General features: G+C 37.0%; 16 protein-coding genes. 7 read left to right on the top strand and 9 right to left on the bottom strand.

Features of this window, described 5'->3' with window-relative positions:
• From ACIQ32_RS09145 to groL, 6 genes are all read left to right on the top strand, one after another.
• The coding region (locus ACIQ32_RS09145; protein WP_396195386.1) for a helix-turn-helix domain-containing protein at positions 1–606 on the top strand (606 nt) is incomplete at its 5' end.
• Between the two features lie 61 nt (positions 607–667).
• On the top strand, positions 668–1,171 hold the full coding sequence (gene lptE, locus ACIQ32_RS09140; protein WP_396195385.1) for an LPS assembly lipoprotein LptE: 504 nt from the start codon (positions 668–670) through the stop codon (positions 1,169–1,171).
• An 82-nt stretch (positions 1,172–1,253) separates the two neighbouring features.
• Positions 1,254–2,078, top strand: coding sequence for a tetratricopeptide repeat protein (locus ACIQ32_RS09135; protein WP_396195384.1), 825 nt, complete (start codon positions 1,254–1,256; stop codon positions 2,076–2,078).
• 12 nt (positions 2,079–2,090) lie between these two features.
• On the top strand, positions 2,091–2,432 hold the full coding sequence (gene secG, locus ACIQ32_RS09130; protein WP_396195383.1) for a preprotein translocase subunit SecG: 342 nt from the start codon (positions 2,091–2,093) through the stop codon (positions 2,430–2,432).
• A gap of 136 nt (positions 2,433–2,568) precedes the next feature.
• Entirely contained in the window at positions 2,569–2,844 is a 276-nt protein-coding gene (gene groES, locus ACIQ32_RS09125; RefSeq protein ID WP_396195382.1) for a co-chaperone GroES, read from the top strand.
• Between the two features lie 52 nt (positions 2,845–2,896).
• Positions 2,897–4,528, top strand: coding sequence for a chaperonin GroEL (groL, locus tag ACIQ32_RS09120; protein ID WP_396195381.1), 1,632 nt, complete (start codon positions 2,897–2,899; stop codon positions 4,526–4,528).
• Between the two features lie 49 nt (positions 4,529–4,577).
• Here groL and ACIQ32_RS09115 read toward each other — a convergent pair whose 3' ends face one another.
• From ACIQ32_RS09115 to xrtF, 9 genes are all read right to left on the bottom strand, one after another.
• Positions 4,578–5,267: a DedA family protein gene (locus ACIQ32_RS09115; RefSeq protein WP_396195380.1), complete on the bottom strand. Its 690-nt coding sequence runs from the start codon at positions 5,265–5,267 to the stop codon at positions 4,578–4,580.
• 77 nt (positions 5,268–5,344) lie between these two features.
• The gene (locus tag ACIQ32_RS09110; RefSeq protein WP_396195379.1) at positions 5,345–6,067 is read right to left on the bottom strand and encodes a DUF2490 domain-containing protein; all 723 of its coding nucleotides are present in this window, start codon (positions 6,065–6,067) and stop codon (positions 5,345–5,347) included.
• A gap of 63 nt (positions 6,068–6,130) precedes the next feature.
• On the bottom strand, positions 6,131–6,472 hold the full coding sequence (locus ACIQ32_RS09105) for a heavy-metal-associated domain-containing protein (RefSeq protein WP_396195378.1): 342 nt from the start codon (positions 6,470–6,472) through the stop codon (positions 6,131–6,133).
• Positions 6,473–6,498: 26 nt separating this feature from the next.
• Positions 6,499–8,520 (bottom strand): TonB-dependent receptor plug domain-containing protein, encoded by a 2,022-nt coding sequence (locus ACIQ32_RS09100; RefSeq protein WP_396195377.1) that lies wholly within the window; start codon positions 8,518–8,520, stop codon positions 6,499–6,501.
• A 78-nt stretch (positions 8,521–8,598) separates the two neighbouring features.
• A complete protein-coding gene (locus ACIQ32_RS09095; RefSeq protein WP_396195376.1) occupies positions 8,599–9,018 on the bottom strand; it encodes an HYC_CC_PP family protein in 420 nt (139 codons plus the stop codon).
• Between the two features lie 52 nt (positions 9,019–9,070).
• Entirely contained in the window at positions 9,071–10,426 is a 1,356-nt protein-coding gene (locus tag ACIQ32_RS09090; protein ID WP_396195375.1) for an MBL fold metallo-hydrolase RNA specificity domain-containing protein, read from the bottom strand.
• A 1-nt stretch (position 10,427) separates the two neighbouring features.
• Complete coding sequence (locus tag ACIQ32_RS09085; RefSeq protein WP_396195374.1) at positions 10,428–11,258, bottom strand: ATP cone domain-containing protein; 831 nt, start codon at positions 11,256–11,258, stop codon at positions 10,428–10,430.
• Between the two features lie 57 nt (positions 11,259–11,315).
• Complete coding sequence (locus ACIQ32_RS09080) at positions 11,316–11,762, bottom strand: exosortase F system-associated membrane protein (RefSeq protein WP_396195373.1); 447 nt, start codon at positions 11,760–11,762, stop codon at positions 11,316–11,318.
• Positions 11,737–12,294 (bottom strand): exosortase family protein XrtF, encoded by a 558-nt coding sequence (gene xrtF / locus ACIQ32_RS09075; protein ID WP_396195372.1) that lies wholly within the window; start codon positions 12,292–12,294, stop codon positions 11,737–11,739. The genes ACIQ32_RS09080 and xrtF overlap by 26 nt, the downstream gene beginning before the upstream one ends.
• A 70-nt stretch (positions 12,295–12,364) precedes the next feature.
• Between xrtF and ACIQ32_RS09070 the strand changes: the two genes are divergently transcribed.
• Positions 12,365–12,820, top strand: coding sequence for a GAF domain-containing protein (locus ACIQ32_RS09070; RefSeq protein WP_396195371.1), 456 nt, complete (start codon positions 12,365–12,367; stop codon positions 12,818–12,820).
• The last annotated feature ends 168 nt before the right edge of the window (positions 12,821–12,988 follow it).

Below are 12,988 nucleotides of genomic sequence, written 5' to 3'. Positions count from 1 at the left end.
TTTTTACAACGCTATCGTTGGAGTGGGAATATTCGTCAATTGCGAAATGTTGCAGAACAGATTTCTGTATTAGAAACCAATCGCGACATCAACTTAGCCACTTTACAATCTTACCTACCGGTAGAAGGCAGTTCGTTGCCTTCAGTCATTGGCGGTAAAAAATCAGATAGTGATTTTGCAACCGAAAGAGACATTTTATATAAAGTCCTTTTCGACATGAAAAGCGATTTGAACGATTTGAAAAAACTGACTTTAGAACTGATGAAAAATGGTTCAAAAGTGCAAGATATTAATCCGAGTTTGATACAAAAAGTATATGGTTCCAAAGACAACGATAACGAAATTGTATTTGAATCAGAACCTCATATCAATGTGATTCCCACGCCAAATCAGTCGCAGCAAGAGGAATTTGACGACGAAGATGATGCCAACTACTTAATGGCAGAAACCGTAGACGAAGAAGAAACCCTTCGATTAGAAGCCAAAGAACTGGAACTCATCAAAAAAGCTTTAGAACGCAATAAAGGCAAACGAAAAGCAGCCGCCGATGAATTAGGGATTTCAGAGCGAACTTTGTATCGTAAAATAAAACAGTTTGATTTGTAAAAAAATTGAAACCAAAAACCAAAACCAAATATTGGCTATATTTACCCGCGAAAATAAATTCATGAAAAGTATTAAAATCATCTTATTATTCATTATTGCTTTTAGCATTAACAGCTGTGGTGTGTATAATTTCACCGGAGCCAAACCCATTAATGCTAAAACATTTCAGGTGAACTATTTTCAAAATACTGCTGAATTAGTGGAACCGGGCATTGAAAGAACATTCACTTTGCGTTTGCAGGATTTAATTCAAAACCAAACCAATTTGAACTTAACCAATACTAATGGCGAATTACTGTATGAAGGTGAAATTGTAGAATTCAGAGTAACTCCAATGACGGCGACTGCCGATCAAAGAGCGGCTCAAAACCGATTGACCATCTCCGTTATGGTTCGCTTTTCAAATAAAAATAAAGAAGAAGATAATTTTGAGAAAAGATTTTCATTCTTTTACGATTACAGCGGCAATAGTCAATTAGTAGGTTCTCAATTAACTGATGCTTTAGATGTTATTTTCGAACGAATTACACAAGATATTTTCAACGAATCATTAGCTAAATGGTAAAAGAAGAGCCATCAGTATGCAGATTATAATTGGCAGTTAGCCACCGCCGGATTTATTGAACACTGAACACTGAATACTAAAAATGAATTTAACCGATTACACCTATTTACTCAACAAACCCGAAGCCATCAACGAAAGGTATGCGGAAACCTTAGACCAAGTGCTGAGTGCTTTCCCCTATTTCCAGAGTGCTCGAGTGTTGAAGTTAAAACATTTGTATAATCAGGATAGTTTTAATTACAATCATGCGCTAAAAGTTTCAGCTGCTTTTACCACAGACAGGAGCATTTTATTCGATTTTATTACTTCAGATTCATTTGTTTCTGTTCAAAAAGGACATTACGAAAAAAAACTCGAAGAGTTAATGAATATCAACGTAATTGGACTAGAAGAAGTAAAGGTTGCCTACAAGGAAACAACTACTAATCCGCTAGAACAATCTATCTTGACCTCTATTAAAGAAGCCGGAGGGAATGAAGAACAAAAAGTGGAAGAAAAATTAGAAATAGGAAAACCATTAGAGTTTTCTAAAAATGAAAAACATTCCTTCCAAGAATGGCTGCAATTGGCAAGATTAAAACCCATAGTTCGAGAAGAAACTTTGCAAGAAATCAGTCGTGATGATGAAAGCAAAAAGAAGAAATTAGCCTTAATTGATAAATTCATCGAAAACAATCCGAAAATTATTCCGATAGCCAAAGATGCAGTTGTGCCCGCAATAGAAGCCTTTTCCGAAGACACATCTTATTTAATGACTGAAACTTTAGCCCGAGTTTACTTGGAACAAAAAAAATATTCCAAAGCAATTCAAGCTTATGAAATATTAATTTTGAAATATCCGGAAAAAAGTAGTTTCTTTGCAAACCGAATTTCGGATATAAAGATTTTACAACAAAATAATAACTAATTATAATTCATCATGTTTACCATCTTTTTAGCATTAATAACCTTGGTTTGTTTTTTATTAATCATTGCCGTTATGGTTCAAAACCCTAAAGGAGGCGGCTTGTCTTCTTCATTGGGCGGATCGCAAATGTTGGGCGGTGTTCAAAAAACAACAGACTTTTTAGATAAAAGTACTTGGACTTTGGCAGCTGTTTTAATTGCTTTGATTTTGTTATCAAGTTTAAGTTTCCCGGGAATGGGCGGAGGTCAAACCGATTCAAAAGTAATCGACCAAACTGAAGCTGTTGCTCCTAAAACTGCTACAGAAACTCCTGCAGCTACTCCGGCGCAACCGACAGAAGAAAAAAATAAGTAAGATTTATTCTTAAACCAAATGCCAGCGCTGACATGCTGGCATTTTTTTTAGGAAAAAATGACAGTACTATCTCATTGGCATAATTTCTGAAAAAGCGTTGTCAACATAATTATTATAACATTAAAAATATAACATCATGGCATTAAACATTAAACCTCTTTCTGACAGAGTTATTGTGGAACCGGCAGCAGCAGAAACCCAAACAGCTTCCGGAATTATTATTCCTGATACTGCTAAAGAAAAACCGCAAAAAGGTGTTGTAGTGGCAGTAGGTAACGGAAAAAAAGACGAACCCTTAACTGTTAAGGTTGGTGATACCGTTTTATATGGCAAATATGCCGGAACCGATTTAAAGTTCGACGGTAAAGATTATTTAATCATGCGCGAAGATGATATTCTTGCGATTATCTAACTAAATTTTAAGATTTGAGTATTAAGTATTAAGACTATAAACAACAAACAAAATGGCAAAAGATATAAAATTCGACATTGAAGCTCGCGACGGTTTAAAACGTGGTGTAGATGCCTTAGCGAATGCAGTAAAAGTAACTTTAGGACCAAAAGGAAGAAATGTAATCATCTCAAAATCCTTTGGTGGCCCAACCGTAACTAAAGATGGTGTTTCGGTGGCTAAAGAAATTGAATTGAAAGACCCTCTCGAAAATATGGGCGCACAAATGGTTAAAGAAGTTGCTTCTAAAACCAATGATTTAGCCGGTGACGGAACTACAACAGCAACGGTTTTAGCCCAAGCCATCGTAAAAGAAGGTTTGAAAAACGTAGCCGCAGGTGCTAATCCAATGGACTTAAAACGCGGTATTGATAAAGCCGTAGAAGCCATCATAGCTGACTTAGGCAAACAAGCTCAAGTTGTTGGCAGCGACTCAGAAAAAATCAAACAAATCGCTTCTATATCCGCCAATAACGATGAAGTAATTGGTGAATTAATTGCTACCGCTTTCGCCAAAGTAGGCAAAGAAGGTGTAATTACTGTTGAAGAAGCCAAAGGAACTGACACTTATGTTGATGTGGTAGAAGGAATGCAATTTGATCGCGGCTATTTATCACCTTACTTTGTGACCAATCCTGAAAAAATGGAAGTGGAATTGGAAAGACCTTACATTTTATTGTATGATAAAAAAGTGTCTTCCTTAAAAGAATTATTACCGGTTTTAGAACCAGTAGCCCAATCAGGAAAACCATTATTGATTATTGCTGAAGATGTTGACGGGGAAGCTTTATCAACTTTGGTTGTAAACAAATTGCGAGGTGCCTTAAAAATTGCTGCGGTAAAAGCTCCCGGATTTGGTGACAGAAGAAAAGCCATGTTAGAAGACATTGCCATCTTAACCGGCGGAACCGTAATTGCGGAAGAAAGTGGTTATACCCTTGAAAACGCCACTTTGGAAATGTTAGGTACTGCCGAAAAAGTAACCATCGATAAAGACAATACTACTGTAGTGAATGGTGCCGGAAATGCCGACATGATTAAAAATCGTGTCAATCAAATCAAAGCCCAAATGGAAACTACTACTTCCGACTACGACAGAGAAAAACTTCAAGAGCGTTTGGCAAAATTAGCCGGTGGTGTAGCTGTTTTATACGTTGGAGCCGCATCAGAAGTAGAAATGAAAGAGAAAAAAGACCGCGTAGATGATGCTTTACATGCGACTCGTGCAGCCGTTGAAGAAGGAATTGTTGCCGGTGGTGGTGTTGCGCTGCTTAGAGCCAAATCTGTTTTAGAAAAACTAAAAGCCAATAATGCTGATGAGGCTACCGGAATTCAAATTGTATCTCGCGCCGTAGAATCACCTTTGAGAACTATAGTTGAGAATGCCGGTTTAGAAGGTTCGGTAGTAGTTGCAAAAGTAGCTGAAGGCAAAGCTAACTTTGGTTACAACGCCAAAACCGATGAATATGTAGACATGTTAAAAGCCGGAATCATCGACCCTAAAAAGGTTACTCGAGTAGCTTTGGAAAATGCAGCCTCAGTTTCCGGAATGATTTTAACTACAGAATGTGCTTTAGTCGAGATTAAAGAAGAAAACGCCGGTGGCGGAATGCCAATGGGTGGCGGAATGCCCGGCATGATGTAATAATATAGCATAAAATAAAAAAGCCTCAAGAGATTGAGGCTTTTTTTTATTATGTATCCGATTCTGTGTTCGGTGTCTTTTTTATCATTTTGAGAAAAACCGGGAAAGTTGAAATCAAAATAATAGCTATCACGATTTTTTCAATGTGGTGTTTTAAGTCAATGTCAAACTTATCCAAAAACATTCCGTATAAATAATGTCCTGAGAAGATTAAAGTAAACGACCATAAGAAAGAACTCAAAATATTGTAAAACATAAATTTCTTCTTATCCATAGTTACAATTCCGGCTACTATCGGAGCAAAGGTTCTTACTACCGGTAAAAATCTGGCAAAAATAATGGCCTTACCACCATAGCGTTCAAAAAAGTCTTTGGATTGAATGAGGTATTTTTTCTTCCACCAAAAACTATCTTCTTTTTTATACAAATAATAACCGCTTTTGGAGCCAAACCAATACCCAACCATATTTCCAATAATTCCGGAAACCGCAACTAAAACAGCCAATAACGTCACATTTAAAACATCACTTTCAATAAAAGTAAAGTTCTCCACCAAATCACGGCTGTAAATTCCGGCTAAAAACAACAAACTGTCTCCCGGCAAAAAGAAACCTGCAAACAAACCGGTTTCGGCAAATACAATAAACAATACAATCCAAAGCCCGACCTTCACGCCACCCAGTGACATGGTAATATAAAACTCCGGATTAAGCAACTGCATCCAATCAAAATCATTCATGGATTAAAAATTTAAGGGTAAAAAATTCGAGCGTGAAATTAAGGATATTTTTTGGGATAGCGGTTACTTTATACTTTTTATAACACGATATTGTGAAACAAAGAAATTGAAATCGTGTGATTCATCAAATCATTGCTCGAAGTAGAAGTAATATAATGATTGAGATAACCTAATTCCAAACGAATAGTATTGTTGTAGTTGAGTCCGAAGCCAACTAAAAAACGGTTCTGATCAATCACTTTTGAATTCACCGAATTCTGTCCTATAGTAACAAAAAGTTCATTTTGCAAAACAAGATAGAGCGATTCTTTCTCAGATTTTAGTTGTATCAAATGCCACAAAAACCGATTCAAAACACGAAATCTATTTTGGTATACTGTTTTTGATGTTATTTGGTCAAATTCTGAAATACTCAATTGTTCCACCCAACGTTGCTCTAATCGAAAGCGGTTGACCAAAACATCTTTAGACCATTTTTGGGTCACTTGGTATTGTTCCCAAAGTCGATTTTCTTTAAAAAAATCATCGGCTGTTGCATTGTAAGTGTTTACCAAAGCGTAACCGGCTGTGATATTTTTCGCTTCAGAAAAATGATAAACCGCTCCAATTCGAAACAAATTCTGTAGGTTTTGCTCCAATTGATTGTCCATTCTAAACTGAGCTTCCATGTGATAACCCCAATGTGGAGAGGCTTTGTATTGGCCTGTATAAGCCATCCATATCCTTTGGTCTTGGTTGGTTTTTTGGGAGAATCCTAAAGAGAAACAAATGAGACTGATAACCGTAAATACTATTTTCAAAGCAGTAGTTTTTTGGTAAAAATAACAATAATAAACTCCTTAAAAGATAAGGAGTTTTTAAAATTATATTCTTTCGTACAGGCAACAACCGTGAAGTTTTTCGTAGTCTTCTTTTGTAGCTTTGATATCGTCTGTATCATGTCCTACTTTTGCAATCGCCTTTTTGACCTCCGCAATTGAACACTTTTCTTCATTGATTATCAAATGCAACAAATGGTCATCAATATGCCAATCGGCACTCTTGACTCCGGATACTGAATAAGCTGCTTTTTCGATTCGTTTTTTACACATTTCACAATTGCCGTTGACTTCAATATTGTACTTGGCATTCTTATTCTTTTTCACTTGGGCTTGTGCTGTAAATGACACCAGCAACACCAGTATTCCTATTACTATATTTTTCATTGTTTTAATTTTAAATTATATCGTTACTATTTAATTTTAAATCGCAATCCGGCATAATACATAGCTCCGAATACCGGTGCGTAGACAATTGATGTGTCAAAAGTAGGACCAAAAGGATTGTCTGCACCCAAAACAGCTCTGTGCTGGGTATAATCCCCTATGTTTTCTCCGCCGAGATAGACTTCAAAAGTACTCGAAAAAGTTCGCGTAATTTGTGCATTCATTGTTGAAAACGAAGGCGAAAACTCGGGAAATCTATCATGATGCGGATTGGTTGACGTATTGGGCAATTGTTGTTTACCCAACCAATTCCAGGTATAATCAAATTTCCATTGCTTTCCTTTTTCTACTATGTGTGTAGCATATTCAACATTTCCAAAAAAACGATGCTTGGCTTGCAAAGGTCTTTGGTAACTGCCCGAAATATAATCGGTGGAAATGTCGAAATATTTATAAGCCGTTCTCACATTCAAATGCTTGATAATTTCCAGGTTGAAATCCAGCTGCAAACTATTAGCGTATGACTTTCCGTCTAAATTATAAAACAACACTTGCTGCGGCGAATTCATCACGTCAACGACGGCCTGGTTTTGGAAATCGGTTCGGTAAAAGTCGATAGTGGTATCGGCTTTCATTCCGAAAAACATAAAGTTTTGGGTAAAACTCAAGCCATAGTTCCATGCAATTTCAGCGTCTAAACCATAAATCTTACCGGCAGTATCTAAAACCGAAAAGACTCTGGAACTGGCAAAAAGGTTTTGGTTTTCTGCAAAAATATTAGCCGCACGTTTGCCTCTTCCGGCCGAAAAACGAATCACTGATTTTTCCCATGGATTGTATTTCAAGTGCAATCGTGGCGTAAAAAAAGCCCCCAACCTATTGTGGTAATCTACTCTTCCGCCCAAAATATAACTGAACTTGTCGTTATCATCAAAAGTATATTCGAAGAAAGCCCCAACCGAATTGTCTATTCTGCTCACATCGGTTACATTCACAAACTCTGAATATTTATCATACGAAAAATTCAATCCCGTGGCAAACTTGTTCATCGTATTGCTAATAATGGAATTGAAAATTAAATTTGAATAATAACTTTGTTGCTTGATATTGTATTGGTTTAACCCGAAATAAGATTGTTGGTTGTGATTGCTGAAAGCATTTTGAAAACCGATGCTTTGATAAGGTATGTCTTTGAAAACATAGCCAACTTTAGAACTGAAATCCAGTCGCTCAGTATTGATTTCAGAACCCCAAAAGTTGGTGGTTAATTTATCTCTGTCGGGATCAAAATCGAGTTGACCGGTTTGCTTTTCATCGTTCATATAACGCAGATTCAAAAACGAAACCCAACCCGTTTCCGAATTAGCATATTGCCAACGATTGACTATATTGAATTGTTGGCCCAATGGATTGTCCATAAAACCGTCGTCGTTCATATCGTTTTTAGCTACACGAGCATTGCCGTGAACAAACAAACTGGTCGCCCATTTATCAGACACTTTTTTATTGAAATGGGTATTCAATTCGAAACGACTTCCGTTATCGCCATAGGCATTCAAAAAGAACGGAATATCGCCTATGGGTTTGATTAATTCGGTGTTGATTTGGCCCGAAATGCTTTCGAAGCCGTTGACCACACTTCCGGCGCCTTTGGTAATTTGGATGCTTTCAACCCAAGTCCCGGGAGTAAACGACAAACCGTAAGCTTGAGAAGCGCCGCGAACTGACGGCACATTCTCCTCAGTAATCATGATGTACGGACTGGTCAATCCAAGCATTTTAATTTGCTTAGTTCCGGTTAACGCATCCGAAAAATTAACATCGATAGACGGATTGGTTTCGAAACTTTCAGCCAAGTTACAGCAAGCCGCTTTGAGTAATTCCTTACTGGTAACCAAAGTAGTATTGGCGGCGCCTTTTATGGATTTTTTTATTCCTTTTTGATTGCCTTCTACCGTTACGGTTTTCAAAGTATCTTGTTTGATATCCTCTTGTGAAAAACTCATGGCAGAAAACAACATTGGTAGGAACAACAATGTTTTTCTCATTTTTATTGATTTAAAATTAATTCAATTTCAATGATTCCCATGACAAACCATGAGAATCCGAACGGAATTCAGATTAAATCAGGCGTAAAAAGTGTATTGGCAATAGAGTTTATAAAGTGGTGGCGCGTTGGAGTCGCAATAAAAAGCCACTTTTTCAGCTGCACATTTGGGCGAATCAGCTGCTGTAAAGAGATGCGTTTTGTATTCAGAGAAAAAAGCGGGTTCAAAATCGAGTGAAACTGTTTTGAGAATGATTTTCTCGGTTTTGTTTTTTAAGTCAACTTTCTTGTCGGAACAACAATCTTCATGAGTAGTTTCTACTTTAGCACAGCAAGTTTTTTCAACCTCTATGGGCATTTGACAAACTTCTTCTTCCGAAAAGACCGATGAAATAGACGCTATTTTCCCTTCACAATAATGCACACTAAACGCCAAGCCCGAATTGGAAACCAATATCAACAAAGCGGTTATTATACTTATGTGCTTTTTAAAGTTCATGCCGCAAAGTTAACAATATAACTTTTTCAAAAACTTAAAATGGTCTTAAATCTTATATTTCAATCTCTTGGCCCATCATCGGTACAGAACAATCAAAGCCATACTTTTCTTGAATTTTTATCCGCAGTTCGTCGCTTGGCTCATTTTCGCCATGCACTAAAAATACTTTTTGCGGTTTGTTTTTGAGTGCCGAAAGCCAACGGAGCAAATCATTTTGGTCTCCATGAGCCGACAAGCCTTCGATTTCTAAAATTTTGGCCAAAACCGGATAGTATTTTCCATAAATTTTAATTTCGCTAGCGCCTTCCAACAATTTTCTTCCCCGAGTTCCTTCGGCTTGATAACCTACAATGATAACGGTGGTTTCAGGCAAACCGATGTAGCGCTCCAAATAACTCAACACTCTTCCTCCGGTAATCATGCCACTGGCGGCGATAATTACTTTGGGGTTTTTGTTAAAAATAGTCGCAATCGTTTCCTGATAGTCGGAATTCATGGTAAACATTTTACACATCTCGACGCACTCCTGTTCGGATAATTTGTGCCAATTCCGATTGTCTCTAAAAACATCGAGTACGCTAATGCCCATGGGCGTATCAATTACATACGGAATATCAGGTATTCGATCTTCTTTTTTAAGTTGCCAAAGCAAATACATCAATGTCTGCGCACGTTCAACCGCAAAACTCGGTATGATGACAGTTCCGTTATTTTGAACGGTATTGTTGATGTAGGTTTCTAATAATAATTTTACATCTTCTGCCGGATGAATGCGATTGCCGTAGGTGCTTTCTAAAAACACATAATCGGCTTTTTGAGGTTTGACGGGTGCGTACATCAACACATCATCATCTTGACCGATATCGCCTGAGAAGACTAAGGTTTTATTTTCCAATTGCAATTCTATACTGCAAGCACCAATAATGTGACCGGCATTGCTAAATTTAGCTGTAATTTCGGCATCGAGATTTACTGCTTCATTGGGTTTGATCACTCTGAACAGCGGGAAAACTTTTTCAGTTTGCTCCAAATTGTAAAGCGGTTCGGCCTTTTCATGTTTAGAAAAATGTTCCTTGTTGGCTTTTTCGGCTTCTTCTTCCTGTATTTTGGCGCTGTCCAACAGAATTAATTTGGCTATGTCTTTGGTTGGACTCGTAGCATAAATTTTTCCTTCAAACCCTTGATTGACCAATCTTGGCAACCAACCGCAATGGTCTAAATGACCGTGAGTGAGCAAGACAAAATCGATGGTATTGGGTAAAATCGGCAACGGTTCCCAATTGAGTTCTCGCAAAGGTTTGATGCCTTGAAACAAACCGCAATCGATCAAAATGTTGACTCCATTGCTTTCGATTAAAGTTTTGGAACCGGTTACTGTACCTGCACCGCCTAGGAATTTGATTTTCATTTTAAATGTATTTACATAGTTCGGAAGCTTCTTTGATTACATTTTTAATCCGCATCGGACTCAAACCAATTTGTTCTAACACTTCCATATTGTTAATGATTTCTCTGGCCAGAACAACATCCTGTACCAAGAGTTTGTCTTTTTCCGCCAAAGTCAAAGTAGTCAAGCAGGTAACCGGATACAATTGTCCTTCGTCTATTCTTTTGCGCAAACTGAAATCCATTGGATAATCCCAACTTAACAATTGCAACCCTGAGCAATGGGCAAAAGTCATGGCATCGGCTGTGAAACGGTTATTGGTAACTATCCAACAACCCGAAATGGTATCTTTCTCGGTAAAAATCAAATGCTTCCTGTCTTTCAAATCGTTGAATCTCGACAAAATATACATTGGCACTTTGACGTCTGAATTGGTTTCGCTTTTGCCATGAAACTTACACTCTACCATTTCCAGACAGTTGTTTTTCAAAATGGCCACATCAATTTCGTGTCCAACGCATTTGCCGGACAAAAATAGATTGGTTTGCGCCAAATAACCTTCGGAAATAAACAATCGGGCAATGTACTTTTCAAAGAAAAAACCGGCCGGACCAAGCAATTGCAAAGCAGCTCTCAAATTGTATCTGGCCGCATGAGAATGGGATGATTTTTTGAGTAAGCTAAAAGCTAACCTATAAATTTTTTTGGTGGAAATACCCTCATAGATTTGTTTTTCGATGATTTGCAAAACTTCTTCCACCACTTTTTTATCGGCACCCGATTTGAGCAAAGAGTTTTTGAGCTTATCGCGATTAAAATCGACTATACTTCCCGAGTGCTTTACAATTTTCATATCAAACAAATTTAAATTCCGACTGGCAGAATATACAGTAAAGTTACGAAATATCGCTTACTTTTTAACTTGTTTCTGATAATAAAACGCTGGGATAAAAAGCATTATAAATAAGGGTTGGATTAAAAATCTTCTCAGGTAGAATAAGGTCATTTTGTTTTCTTCACCGAAGAAGGTCAGCACAAAAATGAAGCTTATCATGAGTACAGATCCTAAAATCATATAAAGCAACATGGAGAACTTGACGATTTTGGTGTCTTTAAAAATTACATACAACAAAAACAAAGAAATTACTGAATTGAGATAAAACCTAATGCCCAAACTAAAAAACAGCTTGAACAAGTTAAACTGAGGCAACTTTGTGTGCGCATATTCACTCTTGAAATACGCCAAAAACGGGTCGTAAAACAATTGATCTTCAAAAAATCTGATGCAGATTAACAATCCAATCAGCAATAAAGACCAAAACACTTTTGATTTATTTTTTAGCAGTAGTTGTAGCATGGATTGAATATTTATTGACCCAAATCACCCAAAGTAAAAATACGATTCCGTAAATAATTAAAGGAAAGACAACCCCGTGTAGCAGGTGTTCATACTCGGGATAATGGTATAAAGCGATAGACAACAAAGCGATTCTGGCGATGTTTAAAAGATGAATTATAACGCTTCCTATAAGAATAAAAATGAGCGTTTGCTTGAGTTTTCCCGTAAAAGCAACGACGAAGGCAACAAACAAAATAATCACACTCAAGGCATTGCACCCTTCTATGATTCGGGAAATGTATTGTCCTTTGTATATGATTTTGATACTGGGTTCGGTTGGATGTGCTTCGGTATAGACTTCGGTATCAAACAAAGTGAGTACCGATTGGGTTTGATGTGCTACCCATTGTGAAAAAGAATCGACTTCGTTTTTTTCAGTTTCAAACCGATTTAAATACGTTTGATAAATCACTGTCAGCAAGATGTAAGTCAGCAAGAATTTCGCAAGAAAAAGTAAAAAAGGCTTGTATTGCAGCAGCAGATTCTTCAAAATAGAATTTTTAACAAATTTATATAAAATTAAAAAAGCGCAGTCGCTACTTTTGCATAAAAATTGAAAAATGAATTTCGAAAACTTAAAACCGCAAGTAGTTGCTATTCTTTCCGAATCGAATGTTGAAAGAGAGGCAAAACTAAAAAATCTTTGCCAATTCTTATCTGATAACGTAGACTACTACAACTGGGTTGGTTTTTATTTTGCCAACCACGACAACAAAACGTTACATCTTGGCCCATATGTGGGTGCCGAAACCGATCATACTGTAATCCCATTTGGAAAAGGCATTTGCGGACAAGTAGCTGAATCCAATGCCAACTTTGTGGTTCCTGATGTATCGGCACAAGACAATTATATTGCCTGCAGCTTTACCGTGAAATCAGAAATTGTAGTACCGTTATTTGTTAATGAAATCAATATTGGTCAAATTGACATCGACAGTCATGTGATCAATCCTTTTACCGAGGCAGACGAAAGATTTTTAGAGTTTGTGAATGAGCAAGTTGCGAAACTTTTTTAAGTCATTGCAAGTTTTTTATTTGCCTAATCAAAAAATAAAATTACCTTTGCACACGAATTGAGAAAGTCTTAATTCATACATAATAATCATTTAAATAAATATTGGAATGTATTTAAGTAAAGAAACAAAAGCTGAAATCTTCGCTAAACACGGAGGAAAAGCTGAAAA

It is taken from the genome of Flavobacterium sp. (assembly GCF_044373165.1).
In the GTDB taxonomy this organism is placed as follows: domain Bacteria; phylum Bacteroidota; class Bacteroidia; order Flavobacteriales; family Flavobacteriaceae; genus Flavobacterium.
The sequence above is the reverse complement of the archived record's forward strand: the minus strand, read 5'-3'. Positions and strand labels throughout refer to the sequence as shown.

Excerpts from the sequence above, each read along its gene's own strand:
- lptE (WP_396195385.1), top strand. The coding sequence starts at position 668 with ATGAAAAGTATTAAAATCATCTTATTATTCATTATTGCTTTTAGCATT.
- ACIQ32_RS09135 (WP_396195384.1), top strand. The coding sequence starts at position 1,254 with ATGAATTTAACCGATTACACCTATTTACTCAACAAACCCGAAGCCATC.
- secG (WP_396195383.1), top strand. The coding sequence starts at position 2,091 with ATGTTTACCATCTTTTTAGCATTAATAACCTTGGTTTGTTTTTTATTA.
- groES (WP_396195382.1), top strand. The coding sequence starts at position 2,569 with ATGGCATTAAACATTAAACCTCTTTCTGACAGAGTTATTGTGGAACCG.
- groL (WP_396195381.1), top strand. The coding sequence starts at position 2,897 with ATGGCAAAAGATATAAAATTCGACATTGAAGCTCGCGACGGTTTAAAA.
- ACIQ32_RS09115 (WP_396195380.1), bottom strand. The coding sequence starts at position 5,267 with ATGAATGATTTTGATTGGATGCAGTTGCTTAATCCGGAGTTTTATATT.
- ACIQ32_RS09105 (WP_396195378.1), bottom strand. The coding sequence starts at position 6,472 with ATGAAAAATATAGTAATAGGAATACTGGTGTTGCTGGTGTCATTTACA.
- ACIQ32_RS09100 (WP_396195377.1), bottom strand. The coding sequence starts at position 8,520 with ATGAGAAAAACATTGTTGTTCCTACCAATGTTGTTTTCTGCCATGAGT.
- ACIQ32_RS09095 (WP_396195376.1), bottom strand. The coding sequence starts at position 9,018 with ATGAACTTTAAAAAGCACATAAGTATAATAACCGCTTTGTTGATATTG.
- ACIQ32_RS09090 (WP_396195375.1), bottom strand. The coding sequence starts at position 10,426 with ATGAAAATCAAATTCCTAGGCGGTGCAGGTACAGTAACCGGTTCCAAA.
- ACIQ32_RS09085 (WP_396195374.1), bottom strand. The coding sequence starts at position 11,258 with ATGAAAATTGTAAAGCACTCGGGAAGTATAGTCGATTTTAATCGCGAT.
- ACIQ32_RS09080 (WP_396195373.1), bottom strand. The coding sequence starts at position 11,762 with ATGCTACAACTACTGCTAAAAAATAAATCAAAAGTGTTTTGGTCTTTA.
- ACIQ32_RS09070 (WP_396195371.1), top strand. The coding sequence starts at position 12,365 with ATGAATTTCGAAAACTTAAAACCGCAAGTAGTTGCTATTCTTTCCGAA.